The organism is Candidatus Limnocylindrus sp., from assembly GCF_040397235.1.
In the GTDB taxonomy this organism is placed as follows: Bacteria; Chloroflexota; Limnocylindria; order Limnocylindrales; family Limnocylindraceae; genus Limnocylindrus.
On the sequence record NZ_JBBAWH010000004.1, the window covers coordinates 140726 to 157530 of the forward strand.

General features: G+C 65.1%; 19 protein-coding genes. 7 read left to right on the plus strand and 12 right to left on the minus strand.

All coding sequences use genetic code 11. The annotated features are described in order from the left end of the window. Positions 1-73: 73 nt before the first annotated feature. Genes AC3LB0_RS04770 through AC3LB0_RS04785 form a run of 4 tightly spaced genes read left to right on the plus strand, consistent with a single transcriptional unit; the run spans position 74 to position 2955 of the window. A complete protein-coding gene (locus AC3LB0_RS04770) occupies positions 74-361 on the plus strand; it encodes a hypothetical protein (protein WP_488650020.1) in 288 nt (95 codons plus the stop codon). Positions 362-390: 29 nt separating this feature from the next. After that, positions 391-1200 carry an exodeoxyribonuclease III gene (locus tag AC3LB0_RS04775; RefSeq protein ID WP_488650043.1) on the plus strand — a complete coding sequence of 270 codons (810 nt, stop codon included), beginning with the start codon at positions 391-393 and terminating at the stop codon, positions 1198-1200. Then, on the plus strand, positions 1197-2258 hold the full coding sequence (locus AC3LB0_RS04780; protein WP_488650021.1) for an L-threonylcarbamoyladenylate synthase: 1062 nt from the start codon (positions 1197-1199) through the stop codon (positions 2256-2258). Before AC3LB0_RS04775 ends, AC3LB0_RS04780 begins: the two co-directional genes overlap by 4 nt. A gap of 10 nt (positions 2259-2268) precedes the next feature. Then, positions 2269-2955, plus strand: a complete 687-nt coding sequence (locus tag AC3LB0_RS04785) for a YczE/YyaS/YitT family protein (protein ID WP_488650022.1) — start codon at positions 2269-2271, stop codon at positions 2953-2955. A gap of 10 nt (positions 2956-2965) precedes the next feature. Here the strand turns inward: AC3LB0_RS04785 and AC3LB0_RS04790 are convergent, their stop codons facing one another. Next, positions 2966-4789 carry a heme o synthase gene (locus tag AC3LB0_RS04790; protein WP_488650023.1) on the minus strand — a complete coding sequence of 608 codons (1824 nt, stop codon included), beginning with the start codon at positions 4787-4789 and terminating at the stop codon, positions 2966-2968. 47 nt (positions 4790-4836) lie between these two features. Between AC3LB0_RS04790 and AC3LB0_RS04795 the strand changes: the two genes are divergently transcribed. After that, a complete protein-coding gene (locus AC3LB0_RS04795) occupies positions 4837-5805 on the plus strand; it encodes a hypothetical protein (RefSeq protein WP_488650024.1) in 969 nt (322 codons plus the stop codon). Here AC3LB0_RS04795 and AC3LB0_RS04800 read toward each other — a convergent pair whose 3' ends face one another. The 11 genes from AC3LB0_RS04800 to lipB form a co-directional block, all read right to left on the minus strand. Continuing rightward, entirely contained in the window at positions 5806-6516 is a 711-nt protein-coding gene (locus AC3LB0_RS04800; protein WP_488650025.1) for a phosphoribosyltransferase family protein, read from the minus strand. It abuts the gene before it with no gap. Beyond that, entirely contained in the window at positions 6509-7543 is a 1035-nt protein-coding gene (locus AC3LB0_RS04805; RefSeq protein WP_488650026.1) for a beta/alpha barrel domain-containing protein, read from the minus strand. Before AC3LB0_RS04805 ends, AC3LB0_RS04800 begins: the two co-directional genes overlap by 8 nt. Further along, positions 7544-8395: an iron-sulfur cluster-binding protein gene (locus AC3LB0_RS04810; RefSeq protein WP_488650027.1), complete on the minus strand. Its 852-nt coding sequence runs from the start codon at positions 8393-8395 to the stop codon at positions 7544-7546. Positions 8396-8401: 6 nt separating this feature from the next. Further along, positions 8402-8860, minus strand: coding sequence for a hypothetical protein (locus AC3LB0_RS04815; protein ID WP_488650028.1), 459 nt, complete (start codon positions 8858-8860; stop codon positions 8402-8404). Then, on the minus strand, positions 8860-9186 hold the full coding sequence (locus AC3LB0_RS04820) for a hypothetical protein (RefSeq protein ID WP_488650029.1): 327 nt from the start codon (positions 9184-9186) through the stop codon (positions 8860-8862). The genes AC3LB0_RS04815 and AC3LB0_RS04820 overlap by 1 nt, the downstream gene beginning before the upstream one ends. Continuing rightward, positions 9186-9545, minus strand: a complete 360-nt coding sequence (locus AC3LB0_RS04825; protein WP_488650030.1) for a hypothetical protein — start codon at positions 9543-9545, stop codon at positions 9186-9188. The genes AC3LB0_RS04820 and AC3LB0_RS04825 overlap by 1 nt, the downstream gene beginning before the upstream one ends. Further along, positions 9542-10954 (minus strand): dihydroorotase, encoded by a 1413-nt coding sequence (locus tag AC3LB0_RS04830; RefSeq protein WP_488650031.1) that lies wholly within the window; start codon positions 10952-10954, stop codon positions 9542-9544. The genes AC3LB0_RS04825 and AC3LB0_RS04830 overlap by 4 nt, the downstream gene beginning before the upstream one ends. Then, positions 10951-11937: an aspartate carbamoyltransferase catalytic subunit gene (locus AC3LB0_RS04835; RefSeq protein ID WP_488650032.1), complete on the minus strand. Its 987-nt coding sequence runs from the start codon at positions 11935-11937 to the stop codon at positions 10951-10953. Before AC3LB0_RS04835 ends, AC3LB0_RS04830 begins: the two co-directional genes overlap by 4 nt. Positions 11938-11959: 22 nt before the next feature. Next, on the minus strand, positions 11960-12532 hold the full coding sequence (gene pyrR / locus AC3LB0_RS04840; protein ID WP_488650033.1) for a bifunctional pyr operon transcriptional regulator/uracil phosphoribosyltransferase PyrR: 573 nt from the start codon (positions 12530-12532) through the stop codon (positions 11960-11962). A 73-nt stretch (positions 12533-12605) separates the two neighbouring features. Continuing rightward, positions 12606-13571: a galactose-1-phosphate uridylyltransferase gene (locus AC3LB0_RS04845; protein ID WP_488650034.1), complete on the minus strand. Its 966-nt coding sequence runs from the start codon at positions 13569-13571 to the stop codon at positions 12606-12608. Further along, the gene (lipB, locus tag AC3LB0_RS04850; protein ID WP_488650035.1) at positions 13568-14305 is read right to left on the minus strand and encodes a lipoyl(octanoyl) transferase LipB; all 738 of its coding nucleotides are present in this window, start codon (positions 14303-14305) and stop codon (positions 13568-13570) included. Before lipB ends, AC3LB0_RS04845 begins: the two co-directional genes overlap by 4 nt. A 118-nt stretch (positions 14306-14423) precedes the next feature. On the opposite strand from lipB, the gene AC3LB0_RS04855 reads away from it, so the two are divergent. Both AC3LB0_RS04855 and AC3LB0_RS04860 read left to right on the plus strand, forming a co-directional pair. Then, positions 14424-15449: a Gfo/Idh/MocA family protein gene (locus AC3LB0_RS04855; RefSeq protein WP_488650036.1), complete on the plus strand. Its 1026-nt coding sequence runs from the start codon at positions 14424-14426 to the stop codon at positions 15447-15449. Beyond that, on the plus strand, positions 15450-16436 hold the full coding sequence (locus AC3LB0_RS04860) for a Gfo/Idh/MocA family protein (RefSeq protein WP_488650037.1): 987 nt from the start codon (positions 15450-15452) through the stop codon (positions 16434-16436). Positions 16437-16805 lie beyond the last annotated feature (369 nt).

Consider the following 16805-nt stretch of genomic DNA (forward strand, 5'->3'; position numbering starts at 1 on the left):
GCTCCGGGCGTGCCCCTCTGGGGGTGCGCCCGGATCGCACCCGTCGGCGCAGCTCCACCCCTATGATTGGCGCATGAGCGGCTGGTTTACCGTTGCGGTCTCCCCGAAGGTCGGCAGCCTAGCCGCCGTTACCTCTGCGCTCGCCGCGGCGGGTATCCCTGTTGACGGGATCATGGGCGCCCCGGAGTCAGACGGATCGCTCCACCTCGGCGTCCCCGACGCGCAGCTGCAGACGGCTATTGCCGCACTCACCGCACTCGGACTCCACCCCATCACAGAAGAGTCAGATCCCACCGGCGAGGAGGGCGCGCCACTCGACGCGGGAATCATCGGCGCAATCTTGCGCGGACCTCGCTCCTAGCGCCTGGGGCACCCATGACCGCACCCACCCTGCGCATCGCCACCTGGAACGTCAACGGCCTTCGCGCCCGCGCTGAGCGCGTCGCCGCCTGGCTCGATTCAGCGCAGCCAGACATCGTGCTGCTGCAGGAGACGAAGTGCGACCCCTCCCAGATTCCAGAAGGGCTCTTCTCGACGCGTTCCTACGAAGTTGCCGCCCTCGGCGCAGGTGGGCGCAACGGCGTCTTGATCGCATCGCGACACGGCCTCAGCGAGGTGCAGGAGAGCATCGCCGACTACGCGCCGCAGGGAGGCGACGCCACACTTCCCGACCTGCTCAGTGAGCCGCGCCTGATCAGTGCCATTTGTGGCGGCCTGCGCGTTGCGTCGGTCTACGCGCCGAATGGACGCGAGGTGGACGCGCCACACTTCCACGCCAAGCTGCACTGGTACGGCGCACTGCGCGCCTGGTCGGCGGCGCGCATCGCCGAGCCTGCCCCGCTACTTCTGGGCGGTGATTTCAATGTGGCTCCGACCGATGCCGATGTGTGGGACCCAGCCGCACTGGTCGGCGCCACACATGTCACCCCACGGGAGCGCGGCGCTTGGAACGCCCTCGTTGACCTTGGGCTGCTTGATGCGGCGCAGGCCGTCGCCCCTGATGGGGAGCGTGCACCGTTCACCTGGTGGGACTACCGCGGCGGCGCCTTCCACCGCGGCTGGGGGATGCGCATCGATCACCTGCTCGTGGAGCCACGCGCTGGTGCGATCGTGAGCAGCGGTGTGGACCGTGACGGACGCAAGGGTGAGTCGCCATCGGATCACGCCGCGCTGATGATTGACGTGGCGCGACCGGCGTGATCACCGAACGCCTGCGCGCACGAACGCCACACTCCGCCGCCGAGTCAATGCCGCGTGCCGCGGCGATCATTTGGGCTGGCGGCCTCGTCGCCTTCCCCACCGAGACGGTCTACGGACTCGGAGCGAGCGCGTTTGATGCGCCAGCGGTCGCGCGCATCTTTGAGGCGAAGGGTCGCCCAACCTTTGACCCGCTCATCGTGCACATCGCCGATCGCGCCGATCTAACCCACCTCTTCACCGACGCTGCGCTCGCCGATCCGCGCATCACACTTCTTGCAGATGCCTTCTGGCCAGGAGCACTCACGATCGTTGCCGCGGCGCGACCTGAGGTGCCTGGCTTGGTGCGTGCCGGGCTCGAGACTGTTGGCGTGCGCCTGCCGCGACACGAGACGGCGCTGGCACTGATTCGCGCGGCGGGAACGCCGATTGCTGCACCAAGCGCGAATCGCTTCGGTCGCCTCTCGCCCACCACCGCCGACCATGTGCTCGAACAGCTCGATGGACGCATTGACGCCGTGCTGCTCGGCGAGGCAACGGAGATTGGCGTTGAGTCGAGCGTGGTCGCGCTTGACAGTGCCGGGCCTGCGCGCCTCTTGCGGCACGGCGGCATCCCCCTTGAGGATCTCGCACGTGTGCTCGCCGATCACGGCGGCGCCGTTGCTGCTGCACCAACGGCGCAGCCTGGCGTGCGGCTGCAGGCGCCCGGTATGACCGAGTCGCACTATGCGCCGATGGTCCCGCTTCTTTTGGTAACGACGACGTTCCCTCCTGGCGTTACAGAGTGCGCACTCCTCGCACCAGATCGTGCAGCCCTCACGCGCCTGGAGGCGCTCGCCGCGGCTGCGGGGGTCACCGTTTATGCGAGCGTTGCGCTCTCCGAAACGCTGGATCCAGTCGCCGCCGCCGCCCACCTCTTCGAGCGACTGCATGAACTTGAGGCCAATCTGATCCGCCGTGCAGTACCCGCCGCGAGAATCATCGCCGCCCCCTATCCTGAGGGCGGCCTCGGTTCGGCAATTGCGGACCGCCTTCGCCGCGCAGCAGCCACGCCGCAGTAAGGGGGATCGCATGACCACACCGCGCAGCAACTGGCTCTCGCAAGCGATCACCGCCGATGCGCTGAAGCGCTTCCCGCAATCCATCGCTGGTCAGGTGGTCTTCGCCACAGGACTCGTCTTCATGCTTGCGGCAGGAGTCGGACTGCCGTCATGGGAGATCCTGCATCAAGGACTGAGCTTTCAGCTTGGCATTCAGATCGGCACCGCCGCCCAGCTCAGCGGCATCTTCGTGCTGCTTCTCTGGATCCCCCTTCGACAGCGCCCTGGATTGGGGACCCTCAGCAACATCGTGGTGATCGGCTGGATGATGAACGTGGAGCTTGCCCTCCTCGCCCTTGCTGGCGTCCCGCCCGCAGCAGAGATCGCCACAGCGCCACTGCTCGCTGGTGCACTCGCCATCGCTGGCACTGCGATCGTTGGCATCGGCTCCGGCATCTACATTGGCAGCGGTAACGGCCCTGGACCGCGCGACGGTCTGATGACCGGGCTCCACCACCGCACCGGACAACCGATCTGGAAGATGCGCACCGCCATTGAGGTCGTGGTGGGCGTCTTGGGGATCGTGCTCGGTGGCACCTTCGGCTTCGGCACGATCTGGTTCGCCTTCACCATCGGGCCGCAGGTGCAGTTCTGGCTCGGCAGACTTGATCGTGGCGGTCGCGCGGAGCGACAGGCAGCGGCGGCCGATCGACGCTAAGGCCTTGCCGTTAGCGCGGCAGGATTGAGTCGATCGCGATCGCGGCGAAGATCAGCGTGAGGTAGCTGATCGAGAAGCGATAGAGGCGCGTCGCGCCACGCAGCAGTCCATCGCCGAGCACATCGCTGCGCAGGCGCCAGGCGCGCAGCAGAAAGATCCCGCCGCCCACTACGGCGACTCCTAGATAGACGAGGCCCATCCCAGCCACCGCCCAAAGCATCAGGCTCATTGCCACAAGAAGAATCGTATAGAGCCAGATCTGCCGCGCAGTCTCTACTGGTCCAGCGGTGACGGGGAGCATCGGCACCCCCGCGGCGGCGTAGTCGGGACCGATGCGCAGTGCGAGCGCCCAGAAGTGTGGCGGCGTCCAGTAGAAGACGAGGGCGAAGAGGAGGATCGGCACCAGCGAGATATCGCCCGTCACCGCGGCCCAGCCGATCACCGGTGGAAGGGCACCCGCCGCTCCACCAATCACGATGTTCTGTGGGGTTGAGCGCTTCAGGATCAACGTATAGATGAGCACGTAGAAGGCGATGGCGAGAAGCGAGATGAACGCCGCCATGATCGTTGTCGTCAGCGCCAGAAAGATAAAGCTCGCAACGCCAAGAGTGCTCGCAAAGAGGAGTGCCGCGCCAACACTGATACGGCCGGTGACGAGCGGGCGTGCGGCGGTACGCGCCATCTGCGCGTCGATATCGGCGTCAATAATGCAGTTGAAGACGTTGGCACTCGCCGCACTGAGGCTCCCACCAACGAGCGTGGCGGCAATGAGCGTGATTGGCGGAAATCCCTGCGCTGCGAGGAGCATGGCCGGAACGGTGGTAATCAGTAGCAGCTCGACGATCCGCGGCTTCGTCAGTGCGATGTAGGCGGCGAGCGTCTCACGACGAGTCTGTGGCGCGCGCTCTGCTGCGACGGCTAAGCTGCGACCCGCGCCACGCCCCTCAAGCAGTGCGATGGACGCGGCGCCGACGGTCAGGATCCAGATCATGGTTGCGAGGGCGACATGGAGCGTCTGAGTCCACGGTGCGAGCTTCGTGAAGATCTGAATGGCACCGATCACGCACTGCACGGTGAAGACCACTGCGGCGTAGGTGAGCAGTTGGCGGACGCGAGCAGGACTCCCCTTCTCGCGGCGAACGATCCAGAGCGCCGAGATCAGGATGAGCGCCACAATCGCGGTCGCGTAGCGGTGCACGATCATCGGCGTCGAGAGTTCGGTAATTGGCGGAAAGAGGGTGCCACCCATCAGTGGCCAGTCCGGGTAGAGCAGGCCCGTGTCGGTGCCCGTCACATTCGAGCCGAAGAGGAGCAGCGCGTAGATGGCTCCCGCGGCAACGATTGGTGCCACGACGCTCCCGCTCGCGCGGCGAATACCGGCGAGGGTTTCATCGTATCCACTCCTGGCAAGCATCCAAACTTGCAACCCGACGAAAGCCATCGCCGAGGCGAGATGCGCGGTCACAGATGCCCCTGAGTTAGATTCAAGAACGGTTTGACGTCCGAGCCAGGCCTGGAAGAGGACGAGCGCGAGGAGGGCGATTGAGGCCCCCTGCAGCGATCGGCGGCCCTTCAGGTTTCGCAGCGCGATGAAGACTAACGCCAGAACGATCAGTCCAATCACCGCCGCGATGGTGCGGTGGATCCACTCGAGCCACGCCTTATAGGCAATGACGTCGCCTGAATCAGTCGTTGGCGGGATCACCTGACCGTAGCAGAGGGGCCAATCTGGGCAGCCCATCCCCGACTCCGTTGCACGAACGATGACGCCGATCACCACGAGGCCGATCGTGGCACCGAGCAGAATTCGTAGTGTTGCGCGGAAACTCTTCATACGTAGATGGTACGCCGAGCCCCAGAAACGTGGGATATACTGAGTATGTGAAGAAATACCTGCAGAGCACCGTTCTCGCCACCCTCTGTGTGGCGCTCGTCGCCTGCGGTGGCGACACCCCCTCCCCCAGCGCCAGCGGTGGCGGAAGCGCTAGGAGCGGCTGCACCGACGTATGGCCAGCCGCGGGTCAGGCGAGCTCCACTGGGCCACTCCCCATGCTGGTAAATAGCGACCTTGCCCCTGGTGCAACTCGACTCATCCTCGGACTCATCGACGGCGCCAGCTTCCCACTCGGCTCCCCCGCCTGGACGCTGAAGAGCGAAATCTTCGACATCACTACCGACGGCTGCACACCGCTCGCCGCTTCATCGCCACTCCCCTTCGCATGGGCGATCACCGACGTACGCGGCTTCTTCATCGGCACCACCGAAATCCCCGTTGGCGCGCGTGAGATCGGACTCGTCATCAGTGGCACTGACGCCGCTGGCGCTACGGTGCTCGTCCGCTTCACCTCCTTCGTGCAGGCAAATGGCACTGCACCGCGTCCAGGTGATGCGGCGCCGAACGTGGTGACACCGATCGCAGCCACAAGCCCACAGGGCGTTGCGGGCGTATCAACAGATACAGAGCCACGCGCCGACTTCTACACGAACTCAGCCACAGAGCTCCTTGCAACAGGCACCCCCTTCCTCATCGCCTTCGCCTCGCCGGCGTTCTGTGTCTCACAGGCGTGTGGGCCAACACTCACACTTTTGAAGGACGCTGCCGATCGACATCCGGGGGTCGTGATGCTGCACGTTGAGCCGTATCAGATGAGTTGGAACGGCACCCGCTTGCTCCCGGTACTTGCAACCGGCGGAGGGCTTCAGGCGACGAGCATCGTCACGGCGTGGCAGGTGCCGGTTGAGCCATGGATCTTTACGGTCGGAGGCGACGGGCGCATCCTGCGCTCCCTCGAGGGGATCGTTAGCCCAGAGGAGCTCGACGCTGCGCTCGCCGAACTCGCCGCGAACTAACTAGCGCCCACTGCTCCCAGGGGCGCCGATCGGCTCCCCCGCCGCGCAGAGTGGGCAGTCAGCTGGCTCATATGTCGGCAAGTTCAGCGTGATCCCAGCGATCAGTGGAATTGGATCTCGTCCCTCTGCCTCAATGGAGCTGAGCCCCGGCGTGCGACTTGCCACAACCGCGGCGGCGATCGGATGGGCACCCGCGGCATAGAGCGGCGGGAGGAGTGCCTGCAGTGACCCGCCCGTCGTCAGAATGTCATCAACCAACAGGACGCGAGCACGTGGTGGAATCTGAAAGCCACGACGGAACTCGCGACGCGTGGCGCCGTCGGTGCCACGCACCTCCTCAGCGAAGAGGCCGCGCACCCCGAGGAGTCGGCCCACCTCATATGCCAACAGGACGCCGCCCGTAGTTGGCCCAACGACGAGGTCAATGTCACCACCAAGCGCCTGAACGTTCTCAAGGCTCTGCACGGCGAGTGCATGCGTGATCTCTGCAGCGGCAGATGGATGCTGCAGGAGCGACCACTTCTCGAGGTACTGGTCGCCATGGCGTCCGCTCTTCAGCAGGAAGTGGCCGCGTTGCAGCGCGCCGGTGGCAAGCAGCAGGCCCTCGATTCGCTGCGCCGTTGCTGCGCGATCACGCGGATCAACCGGGGCGGCGGGGTAGCCGGTGGGCGGCGTCAGTGACTCGCGCAGTGGGCGAAGTGGTTCACTCATGGCGAGAGCCTAGCGCGCTCCCGCGCAGCGCGAGAACGCTGGTCTCACCACGGGCAGCCACAGCACGCCGCAGCGAATCACCCACCGCTCCAGGGAGTCGCGGGTCTGCCCAGAGTGCGGTTCCAAGACTCACTGCGCTTGCGCCCGCAGCGAAGGCGTCGAGAGCATCGGCCGGTGAGCCGATCCCTCCCCCGCCAATGATCGGCGCACCGGCACCACTCGCCGCCTCAGCGATCGCCGCGAGTGCGACGGGGCGCACCAGCGGCCCAGAGAGTTCACCGATGCCCGCCGCTAAGGCTGGCCCACGCCGCGCGCGATCAGGGAGAAAGCCGTGCGGTGATCCGCTCACAGAGAGGACATCAATCCCCGCATCGATTGATTCGCTCGCCAAACGGCGAAGCTCACTCGCCGCCGACGAGACCTTCGCGATGAGTGGTCGGTCGGTCGCGCCGCGTGCCGTGTCAATCAGGCGCAGCGACTCATCCGCCGAAGACTCCCATCGGCCACCATCGAGGCCGTCACACGGGGCGGTGAGATCAATCTCGAGCGCCGCGATGCCGAGCTCGTCGGCACGCCGTTCCACTCGGGCGATCAGCTGTGCAAGCTCCTTCACCGAGGAGGCGACGAGGGAGAGGGCAACTGCGCACGGAGCGGAGCGCCAACTTGCGCCGTGTCGATCAATCACCTCATCAGCACCCGGATTCTCGCGGTTCACCGCATGCATCAGGCCGCCAGGCACCTCCACCAGCCGTGGCATCAGGCCGCCAAAGCGTGGTCGTAGTGAGATGCCGCGCACAACGAAGAGGCCGACCTCTCGCAGGTCAATTGCGCCACCAGCCTCGTTACCAAAGCCGAGTGGCCCACTGGCGACAACAATCGGTCGCTCCAGTCGTAGCGGGTGCTCGGTGCCAAGGGTGACGGCAAGGTCAACGGTGAGCGGATTGATGCGTTCGTTCGCCTGCACCGCAATCTGCGCGGTTCGGCTCGTGCGCGGCGCAGCCACCTTCGTGCGCTTGCGTGGGGGCACTTATGCACCACCCTTCGATGCGGAGCCGATTGCGTCGACCGCTGGACCTTCGCGACAGAGGCGCACCTGGCCGGCGCGCGTTGCCACGGTGCAGCCACCGCAGGCGCCAATGCCACAGCCGATCTCGTGTGCCAGCAGCGCTTGGAGCCACGGCGCACGGTCGCCAGCAGGCGCGGTGCGGGCGCGTGCAGGCTTGCCACTTGCCGTGGTGCGATCTGCGGTGCGGCGCCGAAGGGCGGCAGATGTTGCAGCGGCTCGAATGTCGGCGGCACCTGCGACGACCGCCTGATCCGCCCAGGCGGCGTATTCGGCGAGCAGGTCGGCGACGGTGCCGCGGTGGCCGATGCTGCCATCGCTCGTAGCGGCGACGATCTCCACAACATCGGGGAGGAGGCTGGCTGGTGGCAGGTCAGCCGCCGTCTCCGCCTGCTGGAGCATCGTCACACTGATCCCCGCACTCGTAGCAGCAATTGCCAGCGCACGGACCCAGGCGAACCCTTCGCCGTCGGCGATGAGCAGTAGTCGCATCGTGGCCTTATTGATCAGGATCGGCTGACCGATCGGTCCGATCAGTTCAATGACTTCGCCAATGCGTAGCCCGGCGAGTGCGTCTTGGCCGCCATCGGCTCGTGGCTGCAGCGCAACCTCAACGCTCCCGCGAATGAGGTCGACGCGCGAGACGGGAGCGACGCGACGCACGCGATAGCCGCCCGACTCCGGACGTACCAGGTGGAGCGCGTGACCAGGGCGCAGTGCGGCGATCAGGTTTGGTGCGCGGAACTCTAGGGAGATGCGCCCAGGGGCTAGTTCGCCAATCGCGAGAAGTTCACCGGCGACGGGCGTGCTGCCCATCGCGAATCAGACCGACGCGCGGTCGTCCCCGGCCACGCCGAGGCCCGCCACGATCGCACCGGTTGGTCGTGGCGCAAGTCCAGCGGCTGCACGCAGTGCCGCCTCAATTCGGTCGTAAAGGTCAGCGGCGCCCCAGAGCTCCACCACCTCAGAGATGCTGACGCGGTCCATCGAGGCAACGCCCTCAGCATCGGTTGAGCTCATGGTGAAGCCGCCCTCTTCCTCCAACACGAGCTCTGCGGCGTCAGCCGTGCCCGCGAGGATGAGTGGGCCTGCGCTCTGCAACACGTTGCGGTGCTCGCGTAGGTAGCGGCTCAGCCGCTCGGTCGCATGTTCAATCGCCAGCATTCGCTCGGAGCCTGCCGCTTCGGCGGCGTCGGCGTAACGGCGCGCAGCATCTTGCGAGATCACGGGCGTCCCTTCTACCGGGAGAGCCTCAACCTTTGGCTTTCGACCGAAGATCATCAGCCCGTGTACTCCAGATCTGAAGAGAGTCGCTCGCGCAGGAACATGGAGTGATGGCGCTCGAACATCCACTCGCCCGCGCGATGGCCGAGGGCGCGTGACGATTCGTCGGCTTCGAGCTTGTCGAGGGTGGCGTAGTCGGGTAGGTCGAACATGATCACGTTGTCAAAGTCCCAACCGTGCGCCACGTTGTACCAGCCGATGAACTTAATGCCGAACTTCTTCTCGTACTCCTTCACCGTGCGCGGGAAGAGGGTGCGCATGAAAAACTTAAAGAAGGGGTCGCGCCCCCGTCGAATCGAGAAGTAGGTTGCAAGCACTGGCATTAGCGGGATTCTCCCACGCCGCCGCTCCCCTTGTCGTCCTTCGACTCATCCTCAAGCTGTCCCACCGTCTTCGTGGCGCTCCGCATCGGTGCGCGGCGCCCCTTCCGGTCGGCCGCCACGAGGCGCAGCAGGAAGATCGAGGTCTGCCCCACGAGGAGGAGGAGGATCACCACAAGGAAGAGGAGCCCGATCGCAATCGGGGCGGGCCAGTTCAGCACCGCCGAGAGCGGCGCCATGATCATCGCGATGACGAGCGCCACCGCCTGAATCCAGAAGCAGCCGAGGCCGGGGCCGCGGTCGGCGTTGAGTGGCCCCCCTTTGTATTCGGGCATGACCTCGGGTGTAGGTGTGGTGCTCATGGGACTATTGTGGCGCACTTCGCGACGTACCTCTTATAGGCCTGGCGGCCCTCTAGAACGGTCAGCTGCACCACGCCAGGGAGCTCTCGCCCAACCAGCGGCGTGTTGATGCTGCGCCCCTGCAACGTTGCGCGGCTCGGACACCAACTCGCTGCGAGATCAATCTGTACGAGCGATGCCACAGCACCCGGAGTCACACCCGCTGCGGCGACACCGAGCAGTCGCGCTGGCCCTGTCGTAAGAGCAGCAACGATCGTCGCCAGTGAGAGTTCCCCTGCGCGATGCGCGGCGAGCGCAACGCTGAGGCTCGTCTCGATGCCGGCGATCCCATTGGCGGCAAGTCCGAACTCCACCTCCTTCTTCTCGCGCGAGTGCGGCGCATGGTCAGTGCCGATTGCGAGTGCGGTGCCGCTACGGAGCGCCTCGCGGCAGGCGGCCGCATCGCCAAAGGCGCGCAGTGGCGGACAGACGCGCAGGTTCGAATCGAAGGCATCAGCGGTTGGGGTGAGGAACTCGTGACCACTCGCAACCTCCCATGCCCAGCGTCGATCGCCAGCAATCCACGCATCGGTCAGCGCGATGTGGTGCGGCGTGACATCACAGGTGAGCGCTAGACCCTCACCCTGTGCAGAACGTACCGCCGCGAGTGCCGCCGCTGTTGAGAGGTGCGTCAGGTGTAGACGCGCTGTTGGCGCAGAGGTAGCAACATCACGCAGCACGGCGATGGCGCTCTCGACGGCGCGGAGCTCTCCAGCAGCGGGCCAGGCTCGCAGCCCGAGTCGCGAGGCGACGAGTCCGTCGGCAGCCTCACCGCCAGCCGTGAGTGACGGCTCTTCGCAATGCTCAATCAGTGGAATCCCTGCAGCTGCAGCGGCGAGCAGTGCAGCGCGGAAGACATTGCGATCAGCGATGGGGCTCCCGTCGTCGGAGATGGCGATGGCTCCAGCCTTGACCAGCGTCGCCACATCGCTCACCTGCGTTCCGGCTCGACCAACGGTGGCAGCGCCAATGGAGAGGAGTTGCACGCCGTGGCGCTCGCCCGCGATCGCTGCCCGAAGCGTCTCGGCGTTGTCGGCGGCTGGCTCGGTATTGGGCATCAGTGCGACGGTGCCGTACCCACCGTGTGCTGCGGCACGCGTGCCGCTCTCGACATCCTCCGACGCGTTCGCCCCAGGCTGTCGAAAGTGGGCATGCAGGTCGATCAGCGCCGGCAGGAGTGCCACGGTTGGATCGCTAGGGCCAGGGTTCGCACCGGCCGCCCAGCAGGCGCGTGCCGCCGCTTCGCCATCGCGCCAGGTCACCGACACGACCTGACCTGCGGCGACGCTGACATCTGCGACACCGGCGAGCTCAGCGACGGGATCAACCACCCAGTGACCAGCAAAGTTCGCGGTCAGCAGATCGGTCATGCGCGCGCCCCACTCACCACCTGCGCCAAAACGGCCATGCGCATCGGAATCCCCGCGCGTACCTGCTCCAGGACGAGGCTGCGTGGGCCGTCGGCAACGTCGGGGTCGATCTCGACCCCTTCGTTCATGGGCCCTGGGTGCAGCACCAGCGCGTGTGGTGCGAGCGCAGCAAGTCGCGCCTCGGTCAGCCCCCACGCGGCCCGATACGACTCAAGCGAATCGAGCTCGCCAGGAGTGAGTCGTTCGCGCTGAATGCGCAGCGCCATCACCGCATCGGCGTTATGCAGCGCCTCGTCAATGGTTGCCACGAGCTGCACGCTCCCTGGCGTGTCGCGGAACGACGCCGCATGTTCGGCGAATCCGGTGGTGAGCGACGCAGGGCCAGTCAGCACCACGGTGGCACCCGCTGCGGTGAGCGTGTGCAGGTTGGAGCGCGCGACGCGGCTATGCAGCAGGTCACCGACGATGGCGATTCGTCGACCCGTAAGGGATCCGCCACTGTCACCGAGGTGCCGTGAGAGCACCGAGAGGTCGAGGAGCGCCTGCGTTGGATGCGCATGCCAGCCGTCGCCCGCATTGACGATGCTCCCGCCGAAGTGGCGTGCGGCGAGCCATGCTGCACCAGCGCGCTCATGGCGCAGCACGATCACCTGGCTGCGCAGCGCCTCAAGGGTGCGGACGGTATCGATCAGCGACTCCCCCTTACCTACGGACGAGGTGGCGACGTTGAAGGTGGTGACGCGGGCGCCCAGTGCCGTGGCGGCCGCTTCAAACGAGATGCGCGTGCGGGTTGAGGGCTCGTAGAAGAGGGTGGTAACGCCGACACCGCGCAGGGCATCACTGCCACCAGCGGGAGAGTCGAGGAGTTGCTGCATCTCACCCGCGCTCACCAGGAGCTTCTGGAGTGAACGCCAATCGAGGCCGGCGACGTCAAGCAGATGGCGGCGGCTGCGCTCCTCAGTCGGGGCGGCCTGGGTGACCATCGTCAACCCTCCTTGTGCCGGTTCAGCCCTTCGCCTTGGCGGCCGCCTCGTTCGCGGCGAGATGCTCGGCGAGCAGCTCCACCTTGACGAGCTCTTCGCCGTCGATCTCCTGTACGCAGACGCGCACGACCTCTTCGCTGGTCGTTGGGATGTTCTTCCCCACATGATCGGCACGAATTGGCAGCTCACGGTGGCCGCGATCAATCAGTGCGACGAGGCGGATCGCCTTTGGGCGGCCGTAGTCGATGAGTGCGTCGAGGCCGGCGCGAATCGTACGGCCCGTATAGAGCACGTCGTCAACCAAGATGATCGTCTTGCCGGTGATGTCGCCAGGGATTGAGGTGCCACGGTGCACTGGGGCAACGGCGATCGTCGAAAGATCATCGCGGTAGAAGCTGATGTCGAGGGTCCCCGACTCAACGGTGACGCCTTCGTGCTCTTTGATCGCGTCAACAATGATCTTGGCAAGCGGTACGCCGCGGCGCTGAATGCCAACGACGACGAGACCTTCGGTCCCCTCTTTCTCAATGATTTCATGAGAGATGCGGGTCAGTGCCCTGCGGATCTCTTCGGCGTTCATCACCTGTCGTGCCATGGCTCACTCCTTTGCCCCGCCGGCCGATCTCTGCCGACCACGTTGCGGGTGCTGCGGAACGATAGCAGGGCGGCTAGGCCAGGGCGCGGCGCAGTTCCACAACCGCCTCCTCAGGGGAGATCGGTACCACGGGGATGCCTGAGGCGAGTTCCAGCCCACCGATCGGGCGGAGGCGCGGGTGGAGCTCCCAGTGCCAGTGATAGGTGCCGTCGACCCGCTCGCGCAGGGGCGCCGTATGCAGCATCAGGTTGTAGGGCGGCATGCCGATCGCCCGTAGTGCCCGGACCGCGGTCTGCAGGGTGCTGGCGAATCCGTTGATCGTCGCCGCATCGGTGTCGGCGAAGTCGGCGCTGTGGTTGTTCGGAACGATCCAGGTCTCAAACGCCGAACGGCTGGCAAATGGGGCAACGACCAGGCCGAACGGATCGCGATGGAGCATGCGTCGCCCGCCTTGCGACTCATCGGCGACGAGGTGGCAGTAGGCGCAGCCGCCGGCGCGAATCGAGAGGCGCGCTGCGCCACCAATCTCTTCGGCGAGTCGGTGCGGCACCTGCGGCAGGTCGTAGGCCTCAAAGCAGAGGTGATCGGTCATGGCACCAGCCTGGCCCCCTGCGTTGCGCACATATTGAATGTACGCAGTCGCGCCTAAGTCGCGCGCGCTGCGTAGGTGATCGCGGATTGCCATCAAGAACGCCGAAACCACGGCCACCGGCACCTCGTCGAGTTCACCATGCTCGCGACCTGGCGCGATCAACGTTGACCACGAGCCGGCGCGATCCACATCGCTCAGCGTGAGAAATCCAGATTCCCCTGCGGCGGCATCCGCGCGCGTCCCAACGGAGTGAAAGGCGCCCTGGCGCAGCACGCGTCGCGTTACCGTCGACGCATCGGCTTGTGCACAGTTAGCGCACTCCTCTTCCCGAGCACCCGACGTCCGCGATTCGTGGAATCGTTGCGGCTCAAACTCGCGGTCCACCACGGTTGCCGACCACCACCCGGTGATCTCATCGCGACGCAGCTCCCAGATATCACCGCTCATCGTGAACCCCCGGCAGCTGCAGGAACCGCGCTGTTCACATGAACGCTAGTGCTCGTGCCGTACGCGGCAAGTTCGCTCTCGTATGCACGAGCAACGAGATCCGCCACGCTCCGAAGATCTGGTGCAGCAGCACCAATCAAATCGCGCTCGCCGCGTGCCGCCGCCGCCCAATCTTGCTCCAGGGCGATCGAGGTGGAGACGACGCCGGCGTGACCACACGGATTGATTAAATCGAACGGTGCAAGATCCCGCCCAACATTGAGAGCGAGGCCGTGCCAGGCAACACCACGCTCTACGCGCACGCCGACCGCACCGATCTTGCGGTCGCCCACCCAGCAACCAGGTGCTCCATCACGCCGCTCCGCTGCAATGCCAAACGCCGCACACGCGGCCATTAGCGCCGCCTCCAGCGCACGAATGTGCACGCGCAGCGAGATGCCGTTCTCGCGCAGCGCCACGATCGGATACATCACCAGGTGTCCAGGGCCGTGATAGGTCACCTCACCGCCGCGCTCCACGTGTCGCACGGCGATGCCGCGCGCGGCGTAGTCCGACTCTGCGAGGAGCAGGTGTGTAGGGTCGGCGTTACGCCCGAGGGTCATCACCGGCTCGTGCTCCAACGTGAGCAGGGTGTCGCAACCACGACCCGCAGCCCGCTCAGCCAGCAGCGCTCGCTGCAGGGCATGCGCCTCGTCGTAGCCGATTCTTCCGAGCCAACGGTGCTCAAACTCCATGGCCAGAGCGTAGCGTCTCGCACCCACATTTACCCGCGCTTGGCTCCCTTCAACCCCTCCACCGCACGTCTAGAACCCACTTTCTCTACACTTGCGCAAACACCGAAAGGAGCATCAAGTGCCATACTCCTCATTCAAGGTCGGGCTCCTCGCCTATGGTGCGATCGGAGACGAGCACCACCGCGCGATCCGCTCGGCTCCTGGGCTAACCCTCACCGCGGTCTGTGACACCAATCCGGATCGCATCCGCGCCGCCCTCGCCATCTCCCCCGACCTTCAAACCTTCACGGACGCCGAACTAATGCTTGAACGATCCGGGATCGACCTTGTCGTCATCTCCACGCCTCCAAACAGTCACTTTAGGTGGGCACAGCGTGCCTTGACGCTTGGCCTGAACGTCATTCTTGAGAAGCCGATGGCACTGACCACAGACGAGTGCGATGAGCTGATGGCTCTGGCCAAGGCCAATCGCCTCCTGCTCGTCGTCTACCAGAATCGGCGCTACGACCAAGATTTCATCACCTTGAAGGCGCTGATTGACCGTGGAGAGATCGGTGAGGTGTTCTCCTATGAAAGTTTTGTTGGCGGTTACTCCGAGCCGTGCGCCCTATGGCACTCAATGACCGATGTTTCAGGTGGCGCGATCTTCGATTGGGGGAGTCACTTCATTGATCAGATCATGGCGGTGGTGCCTGCGAAGATTCAGAGCGTTTCGGGTCTCAATCAGAAGCGGGTCTGGCACCACACGACGAATGCAGACCACGCGCAGGTGACCATCAACTTTGAGGGAAACGCGCAGGCAACCTTCATCAATTCTGACCTTGCCGCTGCGCGCAAGCCCAAGTTCTACGTCCTTGGAACCAAGGGGGCGATCGTTGGCGACTGGGACACTTCGGGGACTGGCGCGGTTGCCGATCTGCCAGCGATCATCACGGTACACAAGGATGGTGCAGCCACTCATATTCCCCTCATGGATCGCCCAGCCACGTCATTCCACACAAGCGTTGGCGCATACCTGCAGAGCGGAACAGTAATGCCCGTTACCGCTGAGCAGTCACGCGATGTCGTTGCGATCATGCAGGCGGCCGAGGAGTCCGCACTGACCTCCGGTGCACTCATTCGGCCCGCGCTCATCAGCCGCTAGATGGCACCGCTTCGCTGGGGGTTCATTGGCGCGGGTTATGTAGCCTCCCGTGCGCTCGCTCCCGCCGTTCACACCAGCCCAGGTGCACACCTTCAGGCAGCGGCGTCTCGCGACCTCACTAAAGCCCGAGCGTTGAGTGCCACGACTTCCTACTCTGACTACACCGCCCTACTCGCCGACCCAAAGGTCGATGCGGTCTACATCAGCCTTCCGAACCACCTGCACGCGGCGTGGGTGATCGCTGCACTCAAAGCCGGCAAGCACGTGCTCTGCGAAAAGCCCTTCGCCACATCTACGAGTGAAGCCCAGACCATGATCGCCACTGCCGCCGAGTGCCAGCGCACGTTGATGGAGGCGATCTGGTTCAAGTGGCACCCCCGCATGCGCCGCCTCACTGAGCTTGTTGCACGTGGCGCAATCGGTCCAATCACCACGATCGACTCCGGCTTCTCCTTCGTCCTGGATGCACCCGACAACTACCGCCTTGACCCCGCGATGGGTGGTGGCAGTCTGCTCGACCTTGGCCCGTATCAGCTGCATCTCTGGTCGGCGCTGACTGGAAACATGGCGCAGATCGACTACGACACGGTCGAGCGGGAGCTTGGCGCACGTGGCGTTGACATGACAACCTCCTTCACGGCGCGGATCAATAAAACAATCAGCGCAACGTCGGTCGTCTCCTTCACTCGATCTCCTGTACAGCACATTAAGGTCAGGGGCTCGGACACCACGATTGACTTCACCACTGGCGAGGCATTCACCTCGTGGCACGCACCAAGCGCCCTGACCCTGGCTGGCGTCGAGGAAACTTTCGCACCCGTTGACCCCTTCCAACTCATGATCGAGGACTTCGCTCTGATCACAGAGGGCGCTGCAAACACCACGGCACCATTGGAGGCGACCCTCTTTGTTGCCCAGCAGCTCGAACGGATCGCCACGCGAACCCGATCCCCCGTGCGAGGCACCCCCATGGCTCGTGGTGCTTGAGCATCGCCTTCCTGTCGGAGCCAGCACGGCGGGCCCATACGCTATCCTCACCCCCCACGCGGGAGTAGCTCAGTTGGTAGAGCGTCTGCTTCCCAAGACACCGCGTCTCCAGCGCTGCGCTTCGTGCAGCGAGCGCGACCAGAATCGATCCAGTTAGATGCTCTTCAGTGTTGCCTGTCGTCGACGGAGGTCGGCGCTCGGCACAGAGGAGACCTAGGCGCGCCTGGCACCTCGCACCCGGAGACCGATGCTGGCCGCAGCGGTGAGGCCGGCCAAGATCACCAGCGTCGTCGTCCAGACCGAACCGTCACGGTTCGTCTCTGGCAGCACGTAGGTTGGCTCATCGAGGTAGGCGAACTCATAGCCGGT